The 22,182-nt window shown below is 32.1% G+C and carries 20 protein-coding genes; 10 read left to right on the plus strand and 10 right to left on the minus strand.

Annotated elements, in window-relative coordinates; genetic code table 11:
- Positions 1-44: 44 nt before the first annotated feature.
- Positions 45-2,579 carry a M1 family metallopeptidase gene (locus B2X73_RS13210; RefSeq protein ID WP_286495522.1) on the minus strand — a complete coding sequence of 845 codons (2,535 nt, stop codon included), beginning with the start codon at positions 2,577-2,579 and terminating at the stop codon, positions 45-47.
- Between the two features lie 89 nt (positions 2,580-2,668).
- Positions 2,669-3,463 carry a thymidylate synthase gene (locus B2X73_RS13215; RefSeq protein WP_286495524.1) on the minus strand — a complete coding sequence of 265 codons (795 nt, stop codon included), beginning with the start codon at positions 3,461-3,463 and terminating at the stop codon, positions 2,669-2,671.
- A 335-nt stretch (positions 3,464-3,798) separates the two neighbouring features.
- Between B2X73_RS13215 and rlmB the strand changes: the two genes are divergently transcribed.
- Genes rlmB through B2X73_RS13230 form a run of 3 tightly spaced genes read left to right on the plus strand, consistent with a single transcriptional unit; the run spans position 3,799 to position 5,414 of the window.
- Positions 3,799-4,548 carry a 23S rRNA (guanosine(2251)-2'-O)-methyltransferase RlmB gene (gene rlmB, locus B2X73_RS13220; RefSeq protein ID WP_219034413.1) on the plus strand — a complete coding sequence of 250 codons (750 nt, stop codon included), beginning with the start codon at positions 3,799-3,801 and terminating at the stop codon, positions 4,546-4,548.
- A 12-nt stretch (positions 4,549-4,560) separates the two neighbouring features.
- Positions 4,561-4,875, plus strand: a complete 315-nt coding sequence (locus B2X73_RS13225) for a hypothetical protein (protein WP_219034412.1) — start codon at positions 4,561-4,563, stop codon at positions 4,873-4,875.
- A gap of 2 nt (positions 4,876-4,877) precedes the next feature.
- Positions 4,878-5,414: a hypothetical protein gene (locus B2X73_RS13230; protein WP_286495525.1), complete on the plus strand. Its 537-nt coding sequence runs from the start codon at positions 4,878-4,880 to the stop codon at positions 5,412-5,414.
- 14 nt (positions 5,415-5,428) lie between these two features.
- Here the strand turns inward: B2X73_RS13230 and B2X73_RS13235 are convergent, their stop codons facing one another.
- Both B2X73_RS13235 and xrtF read right to left on the minus strand, forming a co-directional pair.
- Entirely contained in the window at positions 5,429-5,875 is a 447-nt protein-coding gene (locus B2X73_RS13235) for an exosortase F system-associated membrane protein (RefSeq protein ID WP_286495527.1), read from the minus strand.
- The gene (xrtF, locus tag B2X73_RS13240; protein WP_286495528.1) at positions 5,865-6,407 is read right to left on the minus strand and encodes an exosortase family protein XrtF; all 543 of its coding nucleotides are present in this window, start codon (positions 6,405-6,407) and stop codon (positions 5,865-5,867) included. Before xrtF ends, B2X73_RS13235 begins: the two co-directional genes overlap by 11 nt.
- A gap of 95 nt (positions 6,408-6,502) precedes the next feature.
- Between xrtF and B2X73_RS13245 the strand changes: the two genes are divergently transcribed.
- The 3 genes from B2X73_RS13245 to gyrB all read left to right on the plus strand — a co-directional run bounded on the left by B2X73_RS13245 (position 6,503) and on the right by gyrB (position 10,016).
- Positions 6,503-6,949, plus strand: coding sequence for a GAF domain-containing protein (locus tag B2X73_RS13245; protein ID WP_038332644.1), 447 nt, complete (start codon positions 6,503-6,505; stop codon positions 6,947-6,949).
- Positions 6,950-6,955: 6 nt separating this feature from the next.
- A complete protein-coding gene (gene rsmG / locus B2X73_RS13250; RefSeq protein ID WP_125349806.1) occupies positions 6,956-7,582 on the plus strand; it encodes a 16S rRNA (guanine(527)-N(7))-methyltransferase RsmG in 627 nt (208 codons plus the stop codon).
- Between the two features lie 490 nt (positions 7,583-8,072).
- Positions 8,073-10,016 carry a DNA topoisomerase (ATP-hydrolyzing) subunit B gene (gene gyrB, locus B2X73_RS13255; RefSeq protein ID WP_125349786.1) on the plus strand — a complete coding sequence of 648 codons (1,944 nt, stop codon included), beginning with the start codon at positions 8,073-8,075 and terminating at the stop codon, positions 10,014-10,016.
- An 89-nt stretch (positions 10,017-10,105) separates the two neighbouring features.
- Here gyrB and B2X73_RS13260 read toward each other — a convergent pair whose 3' ends face one another.
- The 5 genes from B2X73_RS13260 to B2X73_RS13280 all read right to left on the minus strand — a co-directional run bounded on the left by B2X73_RS13260 (position 10,106) and on the right by B2X73_RS13280 (position 15,647).
- Positions 10,106-12,382: a cation:proton antiporter gene (locus B2X73_RS13260; RefSeq protein ID WP_291096612.1), complete on the minus strand. Its 2,277-nt coding sequence runs from the start codon at positions 12,380-12,382 to the stop codon at positions 10,106-10,108.
- Positions 12,383-12,480: 98 nt separating this feature from the next.
- A complete protein-coding gene (locus B2X73_RS13265; protein ID WP_291047217.1) occupies positions 12,481-13,140 on the minus strand; it encodes a LytR/AlgR family response regulator transcription factor in 660 nt (219 codons plus the stop codon).
- 31 nt (positions 13,141-13,171) lie between these two features.
- Positions 13,172-13,654, minus strand: coding sequence for a GHKL domain-containing protein (locus B2X73_RS13270; protein ID WP_291096615.1), 483 nt, complete (start codon positions 13,652-13,654; stop codon positions 13,172-13,174).
- A 7-nt stretch (positions 13,655-13,661) separates the two neighbouring features.
- Entirely contained in the window at positions 13,662-13,865 is a 204-nt protein-coding gene (locus B2X73_RS13275) for a hypothetical protein (protein ID WP_291072072.1), read from the minus strand.
- Positions 13,866-14,024: 159 nt separating this feature from the next.
- Positions 14,025-15,647: an ABC-F family ATP-binding cassette domain-containing protein gene (locus tag B2X73_RS13280; RefSeq protein WP_038332655.1), complete on the minus strand. Its 1,623-nt coding sequence runs from the start codon at positions 15,645-15,647 to the stop codon at positions 14,025-14,027.
- Between the two features lie 66 nt (positions 15,648-15,713).
- Between B2X73_RS13280 and smpB the strand changes: the two genes are divergently transcribed.
- Positions 15,714-16,166, plus strand: a complete 453-nt coding sequence (gene smpB, locus B2X73_RS13285) for an SsrA-binding protein SmpB (RefSeq protein ID WP_038332657.1) — start codon at positions 15,714-15,716, stop codon at positions 16,164-16,166.
- 65 nt (positions 16,167-16,231) lie between these two features.
- On the plus strand, positions 16,232-17,731 hold the full coding sequence (locus B2X73_RS13290) for an OmpA family protein (protein ID WP_286495536.1): 1,500 nt from the start codon (positions 16,232-16,234) through the stop codon (positions 17,729-17,731).
- 75 nt (positions 17,732-17,806) lie between these two features.
- Here the strand turns inward: B2X73_RS13290 and B2X73_RS13295 are convergent, their stop codons facing one another.
- Positions 17,807-19,438, minus strand: a complete 1,632-nt coding sequence (locus B2X73_RS13295) for an ABC1 kinase family protein (protein ID WP_221854521.1) — start codon at positions 19,436-19,438, stop codon at positions 17,807-17,809.
- A 241-nt stretch (positions 19,439-19,679) separates the two neighbouring features.
- Here B2X73_RS13295 and rpsA point away from each other — a divergent pair, with 241 nt between their 5' ends.
- The gene (gene rpsA, locus B2X73_RS13300) at positions 19,680-21,509 is read left to right on the plus strand and encodes a 30S ribosomal protein S1 (protein WP_221854522.1); all 1,830 of its coding nucleotides are present in this window, start codon (positions 19,680-19,682) and stop codon (positions 21,507-21,509) included.
- A gap of 193 nt (positions 21,510-21,702) precedes the next feature.
- Positions 21,703-22,179 carry an Lrp/AsnC family transcriptional regulator gene (locus B2X73_RS13305; protein WP_291091145.1) on the plus strand — a complete coding sequence of 159 codons (477 nt, stop codon included), beginning with the start codon at positions 21,703-21,705 and terminating at the stop codon, positions 22,177-22,179.
- Positions 22,180-22,182: the final 3 nt, after the last annotated feature.

Below are 22,182 nucleotides of genomic sequence, written 5' to 3' on the forward strand. Positions count from 1 at the left end.
TCCTCTTGCAAGGATAGCTTAACAAATATAATAATTTTAGTGAATTATTTCATTTTATTTATAGCATCTTGTAATTGCTCCACTTGTTTTGCAATAGTTGCTGATTTAATTGTTTTTGCAGCATTCGTTTTTACTTGCAATGCTTTTTCAGCCATCATTTTCACAGCTTGTCCTGCTTGTGGATTTTGTTCTTTCAAATATGGATAATAACGCGAATATGTTTTAGCAATTTCAGCCGTTGCATCTGGTGTGTCATTGTTCATAATCCAATTGAAAGCTTGTTCAGCAATTTTTCCTTTTTCTGGATCTTGGAATTTTACGAATTCATACATCGCAGCAGATTCCGAAATTAAAGCAGCTTTATCCAATTGATTATTTTTGATCCAAGTCGGAACTAATGCCATTGCTAAATCTGGTGAACCTTTAATCACTTCATTATCAAGATTAGTTGTTAAATCATTAATTTTTGAAGGATTATTTTTTAAGATTCCAGTTAACGAGGCTCCTTGAACACTAAATGAAGGGCTTTTTGAAGCTTTCTCGAAAATTGCTACATCATAAATATTGGCATCATTCAAAGCACTTAAAGCAGCCGCTTGAACCAATGTTTTAGGATCATTAGAAGCCAATTGTTTTAATTTTGATGAAGCTTTATCAACAATCGTTTTTGATTTTGTGTCCAATTTATGAATCGCATAAATTCTTAATCCATCAAATGAATCATCTAAAGCATTAACCAAGGCATCAGCCGCTTTTGGATTAGTTGCTTGCGCATTTGCCATTGCTTCAATCGCTAATAAACGTGTCGTGTAATTTCCTTTTCCAGCTTTGTATTGCGCAATAAAATCTTCAACAGGTTTTTTATCGTCGATATCTGCTAATAAAACTTGATCCGCATTTGGAATAACGACATCAGGTTTTTGGTTTGCTGCAAATTCGAAAACAGTTTCGGCTTGTTTTGGAACCCAAACTTGTTGACGCGTTGTTTTTCCATTTTCGACAATATCAATCGCAAAAGGAAATTCAAATAATTTTGAAGCATCTTGACGAACAACAACTTTTATTTTTTTATTTGCTGAAGAATAATCTGAAACAACTGTTAATTTTGGATGACCATTTTCGTAATACCATTGATTGAAAAACCAATTTAAGTCACGACCAGAAACTTCTTCCAAAGCCAATCGTAATTGAGTAGATTCAGCTTTTCCGTATTCATTATCTTTCAAATATTTGTTCAAACCTTTGAAGAAAGCATCATCTCCTAAGAAGTTTCTCAACATATGTAAGATAATTCCACCTTTGTTGTACGAAACACCATCAAACATGTCTTCGCGAGAATTGTAATGAACTCGAACCAAATTTTTCGTTGGTCCATCGCCTTGTTTATAACCAAACATTTCGTTGTAACGATGCTCATCCGCTTTCTCTTTTCCGTATTTATATTCAAACCATAAATATTCAGAATAATTAGCAAACGATTCATTCACTGTTAAATTTCCCCAACTTTCAGCCGTAACTAAATCTCCAAACCAATGGTGAAATAATTCGTGCGCAATAACATATTCAGCAGTGTTTTCATCGACTAATTGACCAGCTTTTTGCTGAACACCATCATGAAATAAAGAAGCTGTTGTATTTTCCATAGCTCCAGAAACATATTCGCGAGCCGTCATTTGTGCATATTTATCCCAAGGATAAGGATAGTTTAATCTATCAGAAAAGAACTGAATCATTTCTGGTGTATTACCAAAAATTTGCTTTGCAACATCTTTATATTCTGGTTCTACGTAATAATCAACATTGATATTTTTCCATTTATCATTGATGACTGCGTAATCTCCAATCCCGAAAAAGAATAAATATGGCGCATGTTTTTTATCAAATTTCCAATAATCAGTTTTTGTTCCGTCCGAATTTTTCTTCGAAGATTTCATTGTTCCATTTGATAATGAAACATATTTATCAGGATATGTTAACGTGATTTCTTGTGAAGTTTTTTGATTCGTTTTATCAATTGTCGGGAACCAACAAGAAGAAGATTCAGTTTCGCCTTGTGTCCAAATTTGAGTTGGATAATTTGGTCGTTCACCTTTTGCATTGATAAAATAAACACCTTTTGCATCGTTTATGGCCGCACTTCCTTCTTGTTTTACTTCGTTTGGACGCGCTGTATACTTGATGTAAAGTGTATATTCTTGATCTTTTTTGTATTCTTTATCCAAATCGATGACTAATTGTAAATCATCGTATTTATAATTTAATTTTTTTTTTGTAGCACCATTTACCAAAGCGACTTCGCTAATCAACATTGCTTTTGCGTCTAATGTAACTTTGTTTGTAGCATAGAAATGTGGTTTCAATGTTACCCAAGCTTCACCTAAAACGTGCTCTTTTGCATAATCAAATTTAAGATCCAATTTGGTATGAACAAGATTATTAATTCGTTCTGCTTCTGCACGATAAATATCTAATTTGTTCGTTTGGTTTTCGTTATAACTCGGCGGTGGCGTCATTACTTGCGCATAAGTAAGACTTGATATAATAAAGGCTGATGAAAGCCAAAGGATTCGTTTTTTCATCGTAAAAATTTATTTCTATTGGTTGATAATTTTCTCGAAAAGTTACAAAAAAAGCCTCCAATTTGGAGACTTTAAGTGTTTTTTTATGATTAAACTGCTACAATTCCTTTGATGTGAGGATGAGCTTGATAATTTTCTAATTCGAAATCTTCGTATGTAAAATCAAAAATATCCTTTACATTCGGATTGATTTTCATTGTTGGAAGAGGAAAAGCTTCGCGTGTTAATTGTAGTTCAACTTGTTCAAAATGATTTTTGTAAATATGTGCATCTCCAAAAGTATGCACAAAATCGCCGACTTCTAAATCACAAACTTGTGCAACCATCATTTGTAATAACGCATATGACGCAATATTGAATGGAACACCTAAGAAAATATCTGCACTACGTTGATACAATTGCAACGATAATTTTCCATCATTCACATAAAACTGAAAAAATGCATGACATGGAGCTAAAGCCATTTGATCTAATTCTCCAACATTCCAAGCAGAAACTATAATTCTACGTGAATCAGGATTATTTTTTATTTGATCAATCGCAACTTTAATTTGGTCAACAACTTCTCCATTTGGTTTCCCCCATGAACGCCATTGATGACCATAAATAGGACCTAAATCACCATTTTCGTCAGCCCATTCGTTCCATATTCTTACACCATTATCTGTTAAATATTTGATATTCGTATCACCTTTCAAAAACCACAACAATTCGTAGATAATCGATTTTAAATGTAATTTTTTAGTCGTCACCAAAGGGAAACCTTTCGACAAATCGAAACGCATTTGGTAACCAAAAATACTTTTAGTTCCTGTTCCCGTTCTGTCTTCTTTAAAAGCGCCTTCTGCTAAAACCTTTTTACATAAATCGTGATATTGTTGCATTTTGAGTATATTTAACCTTTCAAATTTAGTGATTTTTTTTAGAATGAAAATTAGTTTAATTTTTACAATTTTAGTGCTTTTTATGTTTTTTGCTTCGTATAGCAAATCAGATTTTGGACGAAAAATTGCGCAACATTTTTATTTCCAAACTTTATTTAATGTTGTTTTGGTGGTTGTTTTTGTGTCAAAAATTGTTCATATCAAACTAAATTTAATCTCAATGATTTCGCTAATTGTTATTGGTTGCATGTTGTATATGAGCTTTCCAAATTATTTACAACAATTGAAGAGAAGGATAGGTAAATAGTTACGTATAATTTTTTATCTTTGCACTTATGAAAAACGAAGCGGGAATTTTTGGTTTAAGACCAGTAATAGAAGCGATTGAAGCAGGGAAAACAATCGACAAAATTTTTATTCAAAAAGGTTTACAAGGTGAAATTTTTTCTGAATTGAGAAAATTAATCACTGAATATGAAATTCCTGTAAGTTATGTACCTGTAGAAAAACTAAATCGTTTTACAGGAAAAAATCACCAAGGAGTCTATGCATTTATTTCGCCAATCGAATTTGATTCAATCGAAAATGTATTACCTCAAATTTGGGAACAAGGAAAAACACCTTTTATCTTGATTTTAGATCGTGTTTCTGATGTTCGTAATTTTGGTGCAATCGCTCGTACAGCAGAATGTGTTGGTGTTGATGCAATTATTATTCCAGCAAAAGGTTCGGCTTCTGTAAATGCAGATGCGATCAAAACTTCGACAGGAGCGTTGTACAATATTCCGGTTTGTAAAGAAGGAAATTTAGTGAATGTTATTAAATATTTACAATCGGCTGGAATCTCAATTTTTAGTGCTTCTGAAAAATCAGCAGAATTTATTTATGATGCAGATTTCTCTGTTCCTGCAGCTATTGTGATGGGAAGTGAGGAAGATGGAGTTTCGGATTCTATTATTAAAATTTCGGATAAAATTATTAAATTGCCTATGGCTGGACAAACTGCTTCACTGAATGTTTCGGTTGCGGCTGGAGCGATTTTGTACGAAGCTGTTCGCCAAAGAATGTTACAAGATTTATTTTAAAAACATATAACGATGACCTATTCTACTTTTATTGGATTTTTGTTGATTGCGATTAGCGTTGCAATGTACTATTTTACAAATTTAGATATCTCAAGATTATTTGCGGACAAAGAATTTTTAGTCGGAATAACAGGAGGTGCTGGAGTTGGATTTATACTTGGTGGATTCTTAGGTTGGTTGTACAAATACAAAGCAGTGAACAAAGCGAATGCAGAAATTGCAAACGAAGAAAAACGTAAAGTTGCAGAACAAAAAGCACAAGAAGCAGCTGCAAAAGAGCAAGCAAAGTTAGATGCGCAACAAGAAAAAGAAGAATCGGGATTGTAATTATGAAAGCAAATAGTTTTTTAAAAATTACATTTCTTTTTGTAATATTATTTTTTTCAAATTTTGTTAATGCTCAAAAAGTTTCTCATTATATCATTAATGAAGAATATTTTGAATTCCCTGGAAAATGGGAACATAAAGGACAACTTAAAAGTTCAAGTCAATATCATTTTGTTAATAAGAAAACCGATGTTAGCTTAATGATTGTCGTAGCGAAACCAGAAAAATATGAATTTTATGAAACAGGTTTGTCTGAAAGTGAACTTTTAGAGAAATATTATAAATGGGAGACTGATTATTGGAAAACCGGAGAAAAAGTATTAGTATCAGAATTAAAGAGAAACTCTAATTATATAATTTGGAGAATATTTAAGGAGAAAGTAAAAGGAAATATAGATTTAAATTCATATTTATTATTTTCGGTTCGTAATAATAAATTAACAGGGATTACTTTAAATGATAATGGAGAAAAACCGATGTCTGAAGAAGAAAAAATAAAATTTTTGGAAGATATTTTTCAAAGTCAAAATAAAAAATAAAAAACGGTCGAAAATTAATTTTCGACCGTTTTTTTATGTTGTATTTCTTGGTAATAAAAACAAGGAACTAAAATTAATAAAAACATGGGCTGAATGAGAAATCTTCTCACATAAAAGAAAACCATTTCGCCTGATGAAAAATGTGTTGAAATCAAATAATTATAGATTGGTAAAAGAACGATTAATCCAATAATCATAATAATGATAGAGAATTTAACGTAACTTTTTTTCCAGAAAATAAACCAAACAATTAATACCGTTAATAATGTATTGATTAGATAGCGAACCATCAGACTTGCGTTCAATTTTGGTAAATCAATTTCAGGGAATTTTGAATGACCAACAAAATGAAAGTATTTTAGGAAAGGATCATAAAATAAAACATCTTCAAATTTTCGGACTAATATTAATCCAAAAACAAGTAAAACTGCAATTGCGTAACGTAAATATTTATTTAGCATTTTGCTTATTGTATTTTGTTACAAAAAATTTGATCCAAACAATCCAAAGAATCACGATTGAACCATAAATAATTGCAGGAAACAGATAATCGTGTGCCATTTTACCATATTCTGCGTGGTATCTAAAAATATAATTTAACAACATAATTCTCGAAATATTCATCACAAAAAGAATTGCTAAACCAGATAAAATAAACAAAAAAGTTTGTTTGAAATTCGTGTAAAAAGCAACGATAAACGCTACGAAAATTATCAGAATAGAAATCGCATTACAACCTTCATTTACAATAGACGCCACTTGTCCGTCCATTACCAAACGCATCCAAGGCTGATTTTCTGCAATATTAGAAAAAGTAAAAAAACCACATTTGTTCAAACCAAAAGCTGTTACATCAGATGTTAATTTTGTAAATGGATCAGGGGTATTGTGCGGTAAATATTGATCCAAATACAATTTATAAGCTAAACTTAAAATAATGTAAGTTCCTAAAAAACGTGCAAGGAATAACAATAAAGGTTTAAATTCTTTCATTTGGTTAAAAAATCTTGAACAAATATAAATGAAAAACGTCAACTTTTGATTAAGTTATGATTAATCAATAAATTTGCTTTTTTAGAAGTAACAAAATGCAAGATTTACATAAACGCGTGGATGTCATAATTGATAGCGCAATTTCTACGGAAGATAGATTACAAAAGATTTGTCAATTGTTGAGTGACGAAGTTGAATACTATAATTGGGTGGGATTTTATTTCAAGAATGGAGATAAAAATGAACTAAAACTTGGACCTTATGTTGGTGCAGCTACCGATCATACAATAATTCCTTATGGTAAAGGAATTTGTGGGCAAGTGGCAGAATCTAACGAAACTTTTGTTGTGCCAGACGTTTATGCACAAGATAATTATTTGGCTTGTTCAATTGAAACGAAAGCTGAAATTGTTGTTCCAATTTTCAAAAATGGAGAAAATATTGGTCAAATTGATATCGATTCGCATAAAATTAATCCGTTTACAGAAGACGATACAAAGTTGTTAGATTACGTTTGTCAGCGAGTTTCAGAAATTATTTAAGCAATGATTGATTTAATTTTAAAATATTTTCCTGATTTAACGGAAAAACAAATCGAACAATTTTCGAAAGTTGGTGATTTGTACAAAGAATGGAACGATCAAATCAATGTTGTTTCTCGAAAAGATATTGATGAAATTTATACGAACCATATTTTACATTCTTTAGCGATTGCAAAAGTGATGGAATTTGCAGATGGTTCTTCTGTTCTGGATGTAGGAACTGGAGGTGGTTTACCAGGAATTCCGTTGGCAATTTTGTTTCCGAATGTTCAGTTTCATTTGGTAGATTCTATCGGAAAAAAAATCAAGGTTGTAAAAGGTGTGGCTGACGGTTTAGGTTTGACGAACGTAAAAGCAGAACAAAAACGTGCCGAAGAATTAACAGATAAATACGATTTTGTGGTTTCTCGTGCGGTGACAGCAATGCCAAGATTCGCAGAATGGATTCGAGGAAAATTTAAAAAAGAAGCGATTAATCCTTTTCCTAATGGCTTATTATATCTAAAAGGAGGTGATTTGACAGAAGAATTAGCAGGTTTTCCAAATGCTGTTTTGTTTGATATTCAAAACTTTTTTGACGAAGATTTCTTCGAAACGAAGAAAGTCGTTTATTTAGAAAAGAAAGATATTTAATTTATAGAAATTATATACTTGAAAACCGAAATCAATTTGATTTCGGTTTTTTATTTTAACAATAATCTTGTTTAAACTTTCAAATAGTGATTTTTAATTATTCAGCTATTTTTCTTTTTTTTAAGGTTTAAAAATAATGGTATTTAAAGCTTTGACGTTAATAAAATTGAATAAGCGTAGGTTATAAATGATTTAATGAACGTATGTGAATTTTTAAATCATTATCGAAGTGTTGATAATTTTTAGTCAAAGATTTATAACCTTGATTTTTTTGTTTCGTTTTTTTATCAAGAAAAAAATGAAAATAAAAAGAGATTAAAGAGTTATATCACGTTTTGCTTAGTAAAAAAGTTTAAACACAATAATTATTGAATTAATCCAAAAATTAAATTTTAAAACGTTATTTTATCCAATACTTTAAGTTCTTTTTAAGAGGTTTTCTCGTCAAAATTCACTATATTTGTTTGTTTTAAAAAGTTAGAGACATATTATGAGTAATAACACATATACGGCGGATAATATCCAAGCGTTAGAAGGAATGGAGCACGTACGTCTTCGTCCATCGATGTACATTGGAGACGTCGGAGTTAGAGGATTACACCACTTAGTTTACGAGGTTGTTGATAACTCTATTGATGAAGCTTTAGCAGGATACTGTGATACAATCAAGGTAACAATTTTAGAAGGAAACTCGATTCGTGTCGAAGATAACGGACGTGGTATTCCTGTCGACTTACATAAAAAAGAAGGAAAATCTGCATTAGAAGTTGTAATGACGAAAATTGGTGCAGGTGGTAAGTTTGATAAAGATACGTACAAAGTTTCTGGAGGTTTGCACGGTGTTGGAGTTTCGTGTGTTAATGCACTTTCTAACCATTTATCGGCAGAAGTTTTCAAGAACGGAAAACAATATATTCAGGAATATTCGAAAGGGAAACCTTTGTACGATGTAAAAGAAGTTGGAACGACTGATAAAAGTGGTACAACAGTAACTTTTACGCCAGATGATACAATTTTCCAAGAAGTACAAACATATAACTATTCTACTTTAGCAAATCGTTTGCGTGAGTTAGCTTTCTTGAACAAAGGAATCAATATTGTATTGGTTGATGAACGCGAAAAAGATGCTGATGGAAATCCTGTAACAGAAACTTTTCATTCTGAAGAAGGATTAAAAGAATTTGTTGAGTTTATCGACGGTAGCCGCGAATCTATTATGGACAAAGTAATCTTCATGGAAGGTGAACGCGATGGAATTCCAGTTGAGGTTGCAATGCGATACAATACATCGTATAACGAAAATGTACATTCGTATGTAAATAACATCAATACACACGAAGGTGGAACACATTTATCTGGTTTCCGTCGTGCATTGACACGTACATTGAAAAAATATGCTGAAGAAAACTTTAATCTTGCAAAAGAAAAAGTTGAAATCGTTGGAGATGACTTCCGTGAAGGATTAACAGCAGTGATTTCGGTAAAAGTAATGGAGCCTCAATTCGAAGGTCAAACGAAAACGAAATTAGGAAACTCTGAGGTTTCTCCTGCGGTTGATAAAATCGTGGCAGAAATGTTAACGAATTTCTTAGAAGAGAATCCAACAGAAGCAAAACAAATTGTTGATAAAGTAATTTTAGCAGCAAAAGCTCGTCAGGCAGCGAAGAAAGCTCGTGAAATGGTACAACGCAAAAATCCTATGGGAGGAAGCGGATTGCCAGGTAAATTAGCGGATTGTTCTTCTCGTAAGCCAGAAGAATCTGAGTTATTCTTAGTCGAGGGAGATTCTGCCGGAGGAACGGCAAAACAAGGTCGTGATCGTCATTTTCAAGCAATTTTACCATTGCGTGGTAAGATTTTGAATGTAGAGAAAGCGATGGCGCACAAAGTTTTGGATAACGAAGAGATTAAAAATATTTATACAGCTTTAGGTGTAACAATCGGAACTGAAGAAGATTCGAAAGCACTTAATATTTCAAAATTACGTTACCACAAGGTTGTAATTATGACCGATGCCGATGTCGACGGTTCTCACATCGCGACATTAATTTTGACATTCTTCTTCCGTTACATGAAAGAATTGATTGAGCAAGGACATATTTACATTGCAACGCCACCTTTATATTTAATCAAAAAAGGAGCGAAAGCAGAATATGCTTGGGATGAAAAAGATCGTGAACGTTTAACTGCAGAATTTTCTACAGATGGTTCTGGTAAAGGAGTTACAATTCAACGATACAAAGGTCTTGGGGAAATGAACGCAGAGCAATTATGGGATACAACTCTTAATCCAGAGCACAGAACGTTGCGTAAAGTAACGATTGACAATGCAACAGAAGCAGATCGCGTGTTCTCTATGTTGATGGGTGATGATGTACCGCCTCGTCGTGAGTTTATCGAGAAAAATGCACACTATGCAAAAATTGATGTTTAATCGATTTGAATAATATAAAGTAATAAATCCAGCTTTTAAGCTGGATTTATTTTTTGTAATTGAATATATAAATCTTGAATGAAGAAGATTTACTCCGAAATAATCAATGTTGTTGGTACATTGGAAATCCAAATACTTTTTGTTTCGATTAAGTTTTTCCAACTTTTCATACTAATCATCATCAAATCCATTTCATCTAAAAACTCTTTATCCAGTTGTTGTTTGTACGAAAGACTAATATGATTTGGAGCAATATTTTCGATACTACGAATAATTTCTTTTACTTCTGAATGACGTTTTGTGTAACCGCTCACGTCTACAATAATAATTTGAGATTCGCTATTCGAGATTAAACGTTGTGCATATTTCAGTAAATCGGCATCTTTATTTCCGAAAAGAGGAAGAAAAACTTTTTCAGCTTTTGTGAAATTTTTATCCAAAACAACACCAACAGGAACTGTTGATTTGTTCAATAATTGTTTCGTTCTTTCGTTGAAAATTGAATGATCAAACATGTTTTCTTTTCCAGTAACTTGACCAATCAAAATATCTGGATCGATAATTTTTGTCGTAAATCCTAAAATATTTCCTAATAACGAACCTGAATAAATAGAATTTCTAACACCCATCAACATCAAATCGTAATCACCTTTTTGTGCAATATCAATTGTCTCAAAAACCATATCTGTAGAAACTTTGAACATGGTTGTTACATCTTGATGTAATTCTTCGGAAACCTCAATAATCGGTTCAAAAATTTCTGCTTCTCTATCTTCAAGATTGAAATGTTGCACTTCGCTACTTTTCATCACATGAATTGCGGAAACAAGTGAGTTTTCGTCTTGTTTTTTGATAAAGCTATTAGCTATTCGTAACAATTCAGCACCTTTTTCAGGTGTTTGAAAATCAATTAATATTTTATATTTCTGACTTTGACTAATTTCAGAAAGTTCATTTTCTGTCTTTTGTTTTCGAAAAATCCAATTGATTAAATCTAAAGCTGGACCTGTCATAAAAGTTGTGACCAAAGCCATTATCACCATCATAGCGAAAACTTCTGGTGTTAAGACACCTAAATCATATCCAATGTTTAACACGACTAATTCCATCAAACCTCGTGTATTCATTAAGGTACCAATGGTCAAACTGTCTCTCCAGTTTTGCCCAACAAATTTAGCGGCTACTGCACTTCCAACAAATTTTCCTGTTACAGCTACCAAAATAATCATTCCCGCAGTTTGCCATAAATGTGGACTATCTAATAATCCAATTTGTGTTCTTAAACCTGTAAAAACAAAGAACAGCGGAAGTAATAAAACCAATGAAACATCTTCTATTTTTTCGATGAATAAATTTCTAAATTTCACATTTTCAGGCATAATTGTTCCAGCTAAAAAAGCTCCAAATAATGCATGAATTCCTATGATTTCACTTAAGTATGAAGAAATAATTAAGACCAAGAAAAAGATTCCAATGATAGGTTTTGTAAGCGTTGTTTTGCTCGAATGTACGTCTGCAATTCTCTTTAGGAAAGGACGAACGAAACGAACCATCGCGATAACGTAAACAATTGCTAGTAAAATAACATACAATGAACTGATGAATGAGCCAGCTTTTACAATTGCGATAACCGCGGCTAATAAACACCAAGCCGTGATATCGTCGGCAGCAGCGCAAGTAATTACAATAGAACTTAAACGAGTTTTGCTAATCCCGCGTTCTTGTACAATACGAGCCAGAACGGGAAAGGCTGTAATACTCATCGAAATTCCGATAAAAAGGGCAAATGATAGAAAGTTAATTCCTTCTGGAGCAAATTCCATATAAATTAATCCAGCTAGAGCTAAACCAAGTGTAAATGGAATAATGATACTCGCGTGACTAATAACTATGGCGTCTTGTGCATTTTTCTTTAGCACTTTAAGGTCTAATTCCATTCCGATGACATACATGAATAGAATCAAACCGATTTGACTGATAAATTCTAAGTTTCCTAATGATTCTTTTGGGAAAAGATCTCCGAAAAATTCTGGGAAATGCATTCCAATGAAAGAAGGACCAAGGAAAATACCTGCAATAATTTCTCCAATTACAGTTGGTTGTCCAATTTTATTAAATATCCATCCAAAAACTCTTGCGGTAAATATAATGGTCACAATTTGTGCTAATAAAATAGCAAGAGGGTGTCCAATATTATGTGTAATACTGTTGATGAAATCATTGAAGTAATTGCTTCCATTTGCAGCATGAACAACATGTTTCCCAGCTTCCATTTCTTCTGCTTTAATCACAATAAAATACATCATGATTGAACAAAGTAGAATGGTTATTATATAAAAAATAGAATTTCTTGTCGATTTTTTCATGGCGTTAATTTTTAACAAAAGTCAGAAATTAATTTACAGAAAAATATCAATATTTTTTAAACTTGAGTAAAATGTAATGAAATGGATTTTTTTTGTAATCAAATTGAAATTTGAGCAATAAAATTAGCTTTGTAAACTTCACTTAACACCAAATTAATTTCTTTATTTTCTTTTGATAAAACATCTAAAGTAACATTGTCTGAGTGAAAATATTTAATATGATGCAAGCTAATTATTTCTCGTTTATTGATGCGGACAAAATCTTTTTCGGGTAACATTTCTGATAATGCATCGAGTGTGATATTTTTCAAAATTAAGAACGATAAATCTTGATAATAAACCACTTTATCACGGCTGTCAACACTAGAAGTTGTAATGTACAAAATTTGATTAAACTGCAACAAAATTTTTCCTTTGTCTGAATTTAATTGTACAAAATTATTTGGTGTCGAAAAATTATTTTGTAAACGTTTTTTTACTTTGTCAACAGCTTGTTGTAAACGCTCTTTTTTGATTGGTTTTTGAATATAATCTGTCGCGTCTAAATCAAAAGCATCAACAGCATATTCCTTATAAGCAGTGGAAAAAATAAACGGTTTTTCTTTTAATAAATTAGCGATTTGTAAACCATTTATTTTAGGCATTTCGATATCTAAAATACAAAAGTCAAAATCAAGATTTTCGATTTCGTTAATGAATAATTCAGGATCAACATAAGCTTTCACAACTTCGATGTCTTCCATTTGTTCACACAACATTTTCAGGTACTTTAACCCAAGAATTTCGTCGTCAATTAGTATGCATTTTAGTGTAAAACTCATGTAAATTTATTTTTAAGTTGGCTACAAAAATATCCTGTTCAATAGTTTTAGAAAGTAAGAAATCGTCGTCGTAAACCATTTTCAAGCGGTGTTCTAATGATTGACTTCCATGTCCGCCAGTTTCTTTTTTCAAACTATTTTTTGGAGAAATTTTATTCATTACCTGAATTTGAAATGATTTATTATTCAGTTCAAGCATAATTTTTATAAATGAATTGGCTTGTTGAAAATCGGTATGTTTGAAAGCATTTTCAATAAAATCAATACTTAATAAAGGTAAAATAATTTTTTCTTGATAGTAAGGTGAAGTTTCATCAATTTTCGTTTTAACTTGAAAATCAAACAAAGGCGAAACTTTTACTTTATTAATTTCAATAAAGTTTTTAGTGAAATCTATTTCATCTTTTATCGTCACAAAATTGTCTTTGCTTTCGTACAAAATATAATCCAATACTTAGCTAATTTATCAATCGTATAATAGGTTTGGTACGCATTGGATTGAATCGAATTGAGAATATTTTGAACAAATGTGGATTCAATTTTGCTTCGTATGACTCCAATTTTAACTCATCAACTTTTGTAGATAAATTGTCTAAACGTTGCGTTTGCTCATGACTTATTTTTTTCTCAGATTTTAATGAATGGATTAAATATGTAATCATAATGATTAGAAAAATAATCAATGCAATAACGAGATAAAGTAATATGGTAGGAAGTTGAATCATGCGAAAAATTCTAACTCAAAGATAGAATAATTTATGAATAAAAAAATCCAGAAAGTAGAACCTTCTGGATTTTTAGAAATATGGTGAAAGAAATTATTAAGCGTAATATTTTGCTTTTAATTCTTTTACTTTTGGATCATCTAAGAATTCATCATACGTCATATAACGATCGATGATTCCGTTTGGAGTTAACTCGATAATACGGTTACAAGTTGTTTGAATCAATTCGTGGTCATGAGAACCCATTAAAATTGTTCCTTTGAAATTAACCAAAGAATTATTCAATGCTGTAATCGATTCTAAGTCTAAGTGACCTGTTGGCTCGTCTAACAATAATACGTTTGCACGTAATAACATCATGCGAGAGAACATACAACGCATTTTTTCACCTCCTGATAAAACAGAAGATTTTTTAAGAGCTTCGTCTCCAGAGAATAACATTTTCCCTAAGAAACCACGCATAAATTCTTCGTGACGTTCATCGTCTGATTCTGTATATTGACGTAACCAATCAACCAAGTTGATATCTTCTTTGAAGAAATCTGTATTATCTAAAGGTAAATACGCTTGTGTTGTTGTAATTCCCCAAGTAAAATCTCCAGAATCTGGCTGAGCTTTTCCTGAAAGAATTTCGAAAAATTGAGAAACTGCTTTCGAGTTACGAGAGAAAATACCAATTTTATCACCTTTTTTCAAGTTGATGTTCGCATCTTTAAATAAAACTTCTCCATCTACAGAAGCAGATAAATTGTTTACTTCTAAGATTTGATCACCAGCCTCACGCGATTGTTCCCAGATAAGTGCTGGATATCGACGAGAAGAAGGTTTGATATCTTCGATATTTAATTTCTCGATCATTTTTTTACGAGAAGTCGTTTGTTTTGCTTTAGCAACGTTAGAAGAGAAACGAGCAATGAAATCTTGTAATTCCTTTTTCTTTTCTTCTGCTTTTTTGTTTTGTTGCGCACGTTGTTTTGCAGCTAACTGAGAAGACTCGTACCAGAATGTATAGTTACCAGAATATAGGTTTAATTTAGAGAAATCTAAATCACAAATATGCGTACAAACTGCGTCTAAGAAGTGACGGTCGTGCGATACAACGATTACAGTATTCTCGAAATTACCTAAGAAATCCTCTAACCATTGAATTGTATTAACGTCCAATTCGTTGGTAGGCTCATCTAAGATTAACACGTCAGGATTTCCAAATAAAGCTTGAGCAATCAAAATACGAACTTTCGCTTTATTATCTAAATCTCCCATTAATGTATAATGCATATCCGAATCAATTCCTACATTCGATAATAATGTAGCAGCATCAGATTCTGCATTCCATCCGTTCATTTCTTCATAAACGACACCTAATTCTCCTGCTTTGATACCATCTTCTTCAGAAAAATCTGGTTTAGCATATAAAGCATCCATACGTTCTTTAATATCGTATAATACTTTATTTCCACGTAAAACAGTATCCAATACTGTATATTCGTCATATTTGAAGTGATTCTGTTCTAAAACAGACATACGTTTTCCTTTTTCAAGACTAACTTGTCCTGAAGTTGGATCGATTTCACCTGATAATATTTTTAAGAAAGTAGATTTTCCTGCTCCATTGGCACCAATTATCCCGTAACAGTTGCCATTTGTAAATTTTATATTAACTTCGTCGAAAAGTACACGCTTGCCGAATTGAAGCGATAAATTAGAAACATTTAACATAATTTTTGGTATGATGTTTGTTTGACCTTCCGGCAAAGTTACAAATTTTAATTGGAATAAAATAAAGTGCAGAAAGAAGTTACGATTAAGAATAAACGTGCAAGGTTTGAGTATGAATTATTAGATTCTTACGAAGCCGGCATCCAATTATTTGGGACTGAAATAAAATCTATCCGAATGGGAAAAGCTTCGATTACCGAAAGTTTTTGTCAAATGAAGGATGGAGAACTCTATATTGTCAATATGTTTATTGACGAATATGATTGGGGAACATACTTTAATCATAAAACTAGACGAGACAGAAAACTTTTATTACAAAAATCTGAGTTGAGAAAATTAGAACGCAAAACGAAAGAGACTGGATTAACGATTGTAGCAACCACGCTATTTATAAACAATAAAGGGTTGGCAAAATTGAAGATATATTTGGCAAAAGGGAAGAAACTTTTTGACAAAAGAAACACAATAAAAGGAAAAGATTTGAAAAGAGATTTGGATAGAATGATAAAGAATTCTTAAATTTGTCTTATAATTGTATAAAATTAAGTAAAATTTAATATATTTAAAACGCTAAATATTTGATAATGAAAAAGTTTAATCTATTATTATCTGCAGTAGTATTATTCCTAGCGGGTAATTCTTTTGTAGATGCTCAGAATTCTAAGAATCCTTGGGCAATTACAGTTGGTGCTCACGCAGTTGATCACAACTCAGTGACTGGACCATTCAACCAGTATTTCAAAACAGATAATTGGGATATCGTTCCTCCTTTATCTAAATTATCTATTATTCGTAACTTAAACAGATCTTTTGATGTTGATTTAACTGCTTCTGTAGGTGAAGTTGATAACAACAGATTAGCTATTAAAGATGAGTTATTCATTAACGCTGGTTTAGGTTTACGTTATAAGTTAGCTAATGGTTATATCTTAAAAGAAGATTCTTGGTTTGATCCATATATCCGTGTAGGTGCTGGTTACCACAGATACGATTACACAGGATTACAATTTCCATTGACAGCTTACTACGGTAACGAAAATGGAGGTACATACCAAATTACTGAAGCAGAAGATTTAGAGAAAAATCACTTTGTAGCTTCTTTAGGAGGTGGTATTAACTTTTGGTTTACTAAGAACTTCGGTTTAAATGTTGCTTCTGATTACAACTGGTTACCAGCTTACGGAGGAAACAATTATTTCGATTTCTTCCAACACACAGTAGGTGTTACTTTTCGTTTCGGAAAACAAGATAGAGATAATGATGGTATTCCTGATGACGAAGATGCATGTCCAGATACTCCAGGTATCGCTACAGGAGATCCTGCTACAAACGGATGTCCAGATACAGATGGAGACGGAATCTTTGATAAAGATGATGCTTGTCCAAACGAACCAGGTTTAGCTGAATTCCAAGGTTGTCCAGATACAGATGGTGACGGAGTTCCAGATAAAGATGATGCTTGTCCAGAAGTTGCTGGTCCAGTAGAAAATAACGGATGTCCTTGGCCAGATACAGATGGTGATGGAATCTTAGATAAAGATGATGCTTGTCCAAACGAACCAGGTTTAGCTGAATTCCAAGGTTGTCCTGATACAGACGGAGATGGTATTCCTGATAAAGATGATGCTTGTCCAACAGAAAAAGGACCAAAAGAAAATAACGGATGTCCATGGACAGAAGTTCACGTAGCAAAACGTTTATCTAACATCTTATTCGAGTACAACTCTGATAAAATTGTTCCTTCTTCTTACGAAGACGTACGTGTAGCAGCTCAAATTTTAAATTCTGATGATTTAAAAGCGAAAAACTTCTACATTGACGGACATGCTGATCAAAGAGGTAAAGATGCTTACAACAAAACATTATCTTTAAAACGTGCTCAAGCGTTAGTTAATATTTTAGCTGAAAGAGGTGGAGTTGATAAAGCTCGTTTAACTCCTCGTGGATTAGGAAAATCTCAATTATTATGTACTGAAAACACTGAAGAGTGTTACCAAAAAAACAGACGTGTTGAGGTATTACCAAAAACAGCGGTAGTTACAGAAACTAAAGTTGTAAAACCAGCTACAAAAAAGAAAAAATAATTCTTGAATAGCTTACAATAGAAATAGCCACCTCATTGAGGTGGCTATTTTATTTTTATGAAATTAGGATTAAAATTATTTCTTTCTAAAAACCAATATAATGATGCAACCAGCTGTAAAAATAGATAACAAATAGCCAATCCAAGAAAGTAACGGCATATCCAAAACTATGGGACGAACAGTCGTATTCGCAAGCATACTTGCTCCAATTCCAAAAGCTAAAGTAAGAATAGCTAAAACAAGTTTATTGATACTATCTTTTATTAATTTCTGAATATTATCTATTTGGTCAATCTTGAAGTTTAAAGCCAATTTATCATTGTTTACTTTTTCAATTAATTTTAAGGTGTCTTCTGGTAAATCGTTGATTAAATCTTGAATATCTTTGAAATTATCAATTGCTTTTTTACTCAAATATTTTGGATGAAATTTTTGTCGAGCCAATTTTACCGCATACGGACGCATTGAACGTTGTACATTAAGATCAGCATGTAATTGTTGTCCAATTCCTTCTATAAGTGCAATTCCGCGTAGTAAAATGTAAACATATTCGGGTAATAAAACATGATTTCGTTGCAGAATATGATTGAATTTTTTGATGATGATTTGAACTTCTATCGTATCAACAGTATTGTATTCTAAATAATCGAAAATATCTGCAATATCACGTTCTAATTGTTTTTCGTTTTCGATATAATGTTTAATTGCCATTTTTTTGAGTGAACGAACAATTCGTTTCGGATTTTTTAATCCAAAATCAATCACTACATTTTCTAAAGCTTCTTTTTCGTTGATGGCTAAAATTCCCATCGAACCAAAATCTATAAAAGCTAAACGTCCATCTTTTAAAATAAAAATATTTCCGGGATGTGGATCAGCATGAAAAAATCCATCATCAAGTAATTGTTTCAAATAAATATCAAAACCTTTCTGTACGATTTTTTTCGGGTCAACTCCTAAAGCTTCTAACTGTTCAACATCATTTACCTTGAAACCTTCTATGAATTCCATGCAAAGAAAATTGTTGTTCGAATAATCTTCGTACGTTTTTGGCACATAAACATCTTTACTATTCTCGAAGTTTTTCCTGAATCGTTCAATATTTTGAAATTCATTAGTTAATGAAAGTTCTTTCAGAATTGAATTTTCAAATGATTTTTCGATTTCAGAAATGAATAATTTTTGAAGTTTCTCATATTTTTTTTCCAAAAAATGAACAATATCTCGAATCAGGGCTAAATCAGATTCAATTATTTTCTGAATATTAGATCGTTTTACTTTGAAAACAACTTTTTCACCATTTAATAAAGTTGCGCGATAAACTTGCGAAATACTTGCTGCAGCAAAAGGTTGTTCTTCTATAAAAAGAAAATGTTCGTCAGGTTCTATTCCAAATTCGTCTCTAATTTTTTGTTTGATGTCAATTTCTTCTGGCGGAACATTATCTTGTAATTTTTTTAGTTCTTCAACCAAAGATTCGGGAACCAAATCTTTTCGATTACTCAATAATTGTCCAAATTTTATATAGGTCGGACCAAGTTCTTCCAAAGCCATTCGGAAACGTTGATTGAATGATTGGTTGAAAAATTCGTTGTTTTGGTCAGAATGAAATAAATCGTTTCCGCGAGAAAGAATTTCTTCAAAACCATATTTAGAAACGACTTTTACGATTTTAGAAAATCGTTTTATTTTCTTTAGACTATCCATAAAGTTGAGATTCGATTACAAGTTACGAATAAACAAGTGTGTAATTTCTTTATAAAATCTTAAATTTCTTTGAGTTGAATCTAAAATTATTCCAAATATTAAAATATAATTGTTTATCTTTGCACTCGCTAAAATGGTTTAGGAATCAAGCGATTAATTATTAAGTTAAACATCTCTCGGTCATTTATTTGCATTTGAAGATTCCGAAATAAAATAGATTGAGATACAAATTTTTAGAATTATGTCTAAAGAAACAAAACAAGAGGAGGTACAAGAAGTTGTATTAAACACTCCAGTATTAGATGCGTCTGCTAATGCAAACGTAGCGCCAGAATCATTTGATTGGGAATCTTTCGAATCAGGATTAAACGAAGAAGATCGTAAAGAAAAAGCTGAATTAGAGCAAATGTACGATACAACTTTAGAAGACTTACATGAGAATGAAGTATTCAAAGGACAAGTTGTACGTATTACAGATAAAGAAGCTATCGTAGATATCAACTTCAAATCAGAAGGTGTTATTTCATTAAACGAATTCCGTTACAACTCAGACTTGAAAGTTGGGGATATTGTTGAAGTAATGGTTGATCAACGTGAAGATAAAAATGGTCAATTAATTTTATCTCACAAAAAAGCTCGTACATTAAATGCATGGGATGCTGTTAATAAAGCACACGATTCTCAAGAAATCGTTAACGGTTACATCAAAGCTCGTACTAAAGGTGGTATGATCGTTGACGTATTCGGAATTGAAGCTTTCTTACCAGGTTCTCAAATCGATGTTAAACCAATCCGTGATTACGAACAATTCGTAGGAAAAACTATGGAGTTCAAAGTTGTTAAAATCAACCCAGAATTCAAAAACGTAGTAGTTTCTCACAAAGCGTTAATCGAGGCTGATATCGAAGTTCAGAAAAAAGAAATCGTTGCTCAATTAGAGAAAGGACAAGTATTAGAAGGTGAAGTTAAAAACATCACATCTTACGGTGTATTCGTAGACTTAGGAGGTGTTGACGGTTTAATCCACATTACTGACTTATCTTGGTCTCGTATCAATCACCCATCTGAAATCTTAGAAGATGGACAAAAAATCAACGTTGTAATCTTAGATTTCGACGAAGATAAATCTCGTATCCAATTAGGTATTAAGCAATTAGAAGCTCATCCATGGGATGCTTTAGATGCTGATATCAAAGTTGGTGATAAAGTTAAAGGAAAAGTAGTTGTTTTAGCTGACTACGGTGCATTCGTTGAGGTTGCTCCAGGTGTAGAAGGTTTAATCCACGTTTCTGAAATGTCATGGTCTACTCACTTACGTTCTGCTCAAGATTTCGTAAAAGTAGGTGATGAGGTTGAAGCAGTAGTTTTAACTTTAGATAGAGAAGAAAGAAAAATGTCTTTAGGTATCAAACAATTAACTCCAGATCCTTGGACAGATATTACAACTAAATACCCAGTAGGTTCTACTCACAAAGGTAAAGTTCGTAACTTCACTAACTTCGGTGTATTCGTAGAATTAGAAGAAGGTGTTGACGGATTAATCTACATCTCTGACTTATCTTGGACTAAGAAAATCAAACACCCATCAGAATTCTGTGCAGTTGATGATATCTTAGACGTAGTAGTTTTAGAATTAGACGTAGAAGCTCGTCGTTTATCTTTAGGTCACAAACAATTAACTGAAAATCCATGGGATCAGTACGAAGCTAAATATGCAGTAGGTACAGTTCACACAGGAGTTGCAGTTGATGTATTTGACAAAGGTGCTACAGTTCAATTTGAAGATGCTGACGTTGAAGCTTTCGCTCCAGCTCGTACATTAGAGAAAGAAGACGGATCTCGTATCAAAAAAGGTGAAGAAACATCTTTCAAAGTTATCGAGTTCAACAAAGAATTCCGTCGTGTAGTAGTTTCTCATACAGCAACTTTCCGTGAGGAAGAAGTTAAAGCTGAGAGATCATCTAATAACAATAACAACAACAATTCATCTAACACAATCGAAACTTCTACATTAGGAGATATTGATTCATTAGCTGCATTGAAAAAGAAAATGGAAGAAGGAGGAAACTAATTCTCTAACCAAAATTTTTTAAAATAATAGAAAGGCTGCTCAATTTTGAGCAGCCTTTTCTTTTGAATAAAGATGTTTTTTTTGGAATTTAAAATGAATTTAATTTACAGTTTAAAATAATATCAAGAATAAGATACAAATTTTGATATATTTTTTGAATATTATTCAAAATAGTCTTAATTTTGCAGTCGAAATGGAAAAGATAGAATTTAATTTAGATGCTACTGATTTGAAAATCATGCGATTAATGCAAGATAATGCACGTATTAACAATGCAGATATCGCAAGAGAATTGAGAATGGCACCTTCTGGAATATTAGAACGTGTGAAAAAGCTTGAAAATAAACAAGTTATTTTGGCTTATCACGCAAAAATAAATCCAATGGCAGTTGGACAAAAATTACTTTCGTATATGTTTATCAAAACCGTAGATATTATCGGTGATGAAACAGTAGGAAGACAACTTGCCGAAATTCCAGAAGTTTTAGAGGTTCATGATATTGCTGGAGAAGATGGTTATCTAATCAAAGTGAGAACTTCTGATAACGAAGGTTTGGTGGAATTGATGCGCAAACATTTGAGTAAAATTGGCGGAATCACTTCTACGCGTACAACTATAGTTTTACAAACAATAAAAGAAGAACAAAATATCGTTATACCAACGATTTAAAAA

This window comes from Empedobacter sp. UBA7252 (genome assembly GCF_002472765.1).
In the GTDB taxonomy this organism is placed as follows: domain Bacteria; phylum Bacteroidota; class Bacteroidia; order Flavobacteriales; family Weeksellaceae; genus Empedobacter; species Empedobacter falsenii_B.